The organism is Streptomyces sp. NPDC058459, from assembly GCF_042721685.1.
Classification (GTDB): Bacteria; Actinomycetota; Actinomycetes; order Streptomycetales; family Streptomycetaceae; genus Streptomyces.
The window spans coordinates 1-2745 of sequence record NZ_JBHXLV010000376.1; the positions used below are offsets into that span (position 1 = coordinate 1).

A 2745-nucleotide genomic window follows, 5' to 3' on the forward strand; every position below is an offset into this window, starting at 1 on the left:
GCCCCACCCCACGCGAAGAGCCCCGGCACCCTGAGCGCCGGGGCTCTTCGCATGCCCGCACCGTAGGCCCGCCGACCTCACGCGTACCGGTAGATCCCGCTCACATCCTCCAGCGAGTCCGGCGTCACGTTCCACGGCGGCAGCTTGTCGAAGCGGGCGACCACCCGGCCGCGCTGCTTGTCGCCGGCGCCGGGCGGGCTCGCCGGCAGGTACCGGTGGCCGCCGTGCGCCCGCTGCCAGCGGTACCACTGGTAGTCCAGGAAGGCGTGGTGCAGCCAGAACACCGGGTCGTTGACCGACGCGCCGCCGAGCATCGCGCCGCCGACCCAACGGTGCACCCGGTTGTGGTTGTGCCAGGAGGCGCTGCCGCCGCCGGTCCCCCACCCCTCCAGCTTGTTGCGGAAGCCCCGGGTGACGGTCGAGTCCCACGGGGAGGCGTCGTACGCCGGGTCGTCCAGCGCCCACTGCAGCTCGCTCCTGGTGGGGAGTTGGAGCGGGGAGGCGGCGCGGCCGAGGTCGCGGGTGAGGTACTTGCCGTCGGTGATGCCCTCCGTGATGGTCCAGTGCCCGGCCGCGTAGGCGAACGGCCCGGTGGTCACCTGCCGGTCGCTCCGGCGGCCGTTGCCGCCCAGGAGGTCCTTCGTCCAGGGCACGGACGTCGCGGCGCGGTCACGGGTCCAGTCCCAGTACGGCAAGGTCACCGAGGAGTCCACCCGGCGCAGCGCCCGCTCGAGTTCCAGCAGGAAGCGGCGGTGCCAGGGCAGGAAGGAGGGGGTCATATGGGCGGCGCGCAGGCCCTTCTCGCCGTCCGCCGTGTAGTAGTCGATGTGCGTGCGGACGAACTCGTCGTACTCGCCGCGCCGTTTCACCTCCAGCAGGGCGTCGACGAAGCGCCGTTTCTCGCTCGCGGTGAGCGTGGCGGCGTTCTTACGCACGTACGCCATGCATGCCCCCCATCCCGTGTCCCGCGTGCTCGCCGCCGACCGGGCCCGGGGCCAGCTCGCGCAGCCGCCGGCCGGGACCGATCTCGTCCGCGGCGGCCCTAGCCGCCTCCAGCGGGGTGGCGTACGAGGTGTAGTGGTCGACCATGCTCATCCAGGTGCTGTCGGCGCGCCGCATCAGGTGCAGCGGGCGTCCGTCGACGGTGATCTGCCAGTCGCCCCCGCCCGCCCCACGCGTGAAGGCGGGGGCCAGGGAGCCCCGGATGCGATGCCCCCGGTAGTGCTCGTCGAAGGACCTGCCGCCCCGCTCACCGTCCGGGGGCAGCGGGCGGGAGGCGGCGACCACCGGGGCCGGCGCCAGGGCGGCCGCCGAGGCCAGCAGGCCGCGCGTCACCTCTCGCCGTGAGGGTCTGCCCGCACCCTCTCTGACCTGCCGTTCCGTCCCCACGGTCACACCACCGGCATCTACGACCATCTCTCGCTCCCTCGTCCGCGGTCGGGTTTGTCCACAGCGGTAACCGAGCGAGGGCGCCCGGGGTCACCGCCGAGCGGCCATCCGGGTAGGCGCGGAGGGTCAGCGCAGGCTGCGCGCCGGCAGCATGACGTGGGCGGCGGTCAGCAGGGTCTCCTCAGCGCCGGCGAAGCCGGCCAGCGTGGCGGCCTCGATGTACACACCGGGGCGGCCCTCGGGCCAGGCGCGGGTGGTGAAGACGAGGTAGGCGTGTCCGCGCCGGGCGACGGCGTCCAGCCACTCCGGCGGGGCGTCGGCCTGGGCGACCAGCTGGGGCATCCGGACGACGGCCTGGCCGGCCTCCACGAGCAGGGAGACGGGCAGGCTGGGCCGGGTCGCGCCGTCGATGACGGTGCCGATCGTCAGACCGTTCATCTCCAGGAGCTGGGTGACGGCGGCCGAGGTGGCGCGCGGTCCGCCCTCGGCGTCCCCGAGGGAGTACGCCAGCAGGTAAGGCATGTCCATGCCGTCGGGGGCTTCGCCGCTCCAGGCCAGGACGACGAGGGTGCCGAGGTCGGCGGCGCGGAAGGCCGCGCTTGTGGTTGAGGTCACCGCGCGACCCTATCCACGGGCCGGGGTCCGGCCGGGGGGTCGCTCACTCGTCCGGGGGACCTCCGGGAGGTGCTCCACACGATCGGGGGACGCGGCCTCGAACACGGCGGGAGTGCCGGTCCGTCATGGTGGGGGCTGTCAGTCAGGGTGGGGGCCGGTCCGGACACGGCGGAAGGGCCGGTCCGCGCCGTACGGTCCAGCCCTCCGCCCCCGCCCCCGCTCAGCTCTGGAGCGGCAGGCCGCCGAGCAGCGGGTTGTGCGTGTTCAGGGCGGTGGTCGCACCCTTGACGGTGCTGAGGACGGAGTCCTTGTTCTCGGTGTTCAGCGCGTCCGACTGGTGCTGGAGGGGCATCACGTCACGCACCTTCAGACCACCCTTGGCGATCTGGTCCACGGCGCCGTTCAGGCTGCTGGGCGTCAGGTCGCCGGAGTAGGCGAACGCGGGCGCGGCGACGCCGGTGAGGGCGATGGAACCGGCCAGGACGGCGGCGGCCTTCAGGGACTTCATCATGTTCCTCTCCTCGGCAACTCGCGTCGCCCCAGGGATTTCCGACGCCGTGCCTAACGAGTCGCGGCCGGGCCGGAAACCCCGTGTGCACAAGACATATGAAATTCCGCCGATGCGGCGGGCGATCACATGGCGACCCCCTGGCGATCCGCTGGCGGCCCCCTGGCGATCCCCGGTGGCCCCCCGGCGCTCACACACGACAGCGGCCCGGCCGCCCGCTCACGCGGTACGCG

General features: G+C 73.4%; 4 protein-coding genes. All 4 read right to left on the reverse strand.

Going from position 1 to position 2745, the window contains the following annotated elements:
* Positions 1-77: 77 nt before the first annotated feature.
* The 4 genes from ACFWN1_RS32780 to ACFWN1_RS32795 all read right to left on the reverse strand — a co-directional run bounded on the left by ACFWN1_RS32780 (position 78) and on the right by ACFWN1_RS32795 (position 2512).
* A complete protein-coding gene (locus ACFWN1_RS32780) occupies positions 78-944 on the reverse strand; it encodes a tyrosinase family protein (protein WP_384370247.1) in 867 nt (288 codons plus the stop codon).
* A complete protein-coding gene (locus ACFWN1_RS32785; RefSeq protein WP_384370250.1) occupies positions 928-1416 on the reverse strand; it encodes a tyrosinase family oxidase copper chaperone in 489 nt (162 codons plus the stop codon). Before ACFWN1_RS32785 ends, ACFWN1_RS32780 begins: the two co-directional genes overlap by 17 nt.
* Positions 1417-1515: 99 nt before the next feature.
* Positions 1516-2004: a DUF5949 family protein gene (locus tag ACFWN1_RS32790; RefSeq protein ID WP_384370253.1), complete on the reverse strand. Its 489-nt coding sequence runs from the start codon at positions 2002-2004 to the stop codon at positions 1516-1518.
* A gap of 220 nt (positions 2005-2224) precedes the next feature.
* Positions 2225-2512 carry a hypothetical protein gene (locus tag ACFWN1_RS32795; protein ID WP_030814186.1) on the reverse strand — a complete coding sequence of 96 codons (288 nt, stop codon included), beginning with the start codon at positions 2510-2512 and terminating at the stop codon, positions 2225-2227.
* Between the last annotated feature and the right edge of the window lie 233 nt (positions 2513-2745).

Excerpts from the sequence above, each read along its gene's own strand:
- ACFWN1_RS32780 (WP_384370247.1), bottom strand. The coding sequence starts at position 944 with ATGGCGTACGTGCGTAAGAACGCCGCCACGCTCACCGCGAGCGAGAAA.
- ACFWN1_RS32795 (WP_030814186.1), bottom strand. The coding sequence starts at position 2,512 with ATGAAGTCCCTGAAGGCCGCCGCCGTCCTGGCCGGTTCCATCGCCCTC.
- ACFWN1_RS32785 (WP_384370250.1), bottom strand. The coding sequence starts at position 1,416 with ATGGTCGTAGATGCCGGTGGTGTGACCGTGGGGACGGAACGGCAGGTC.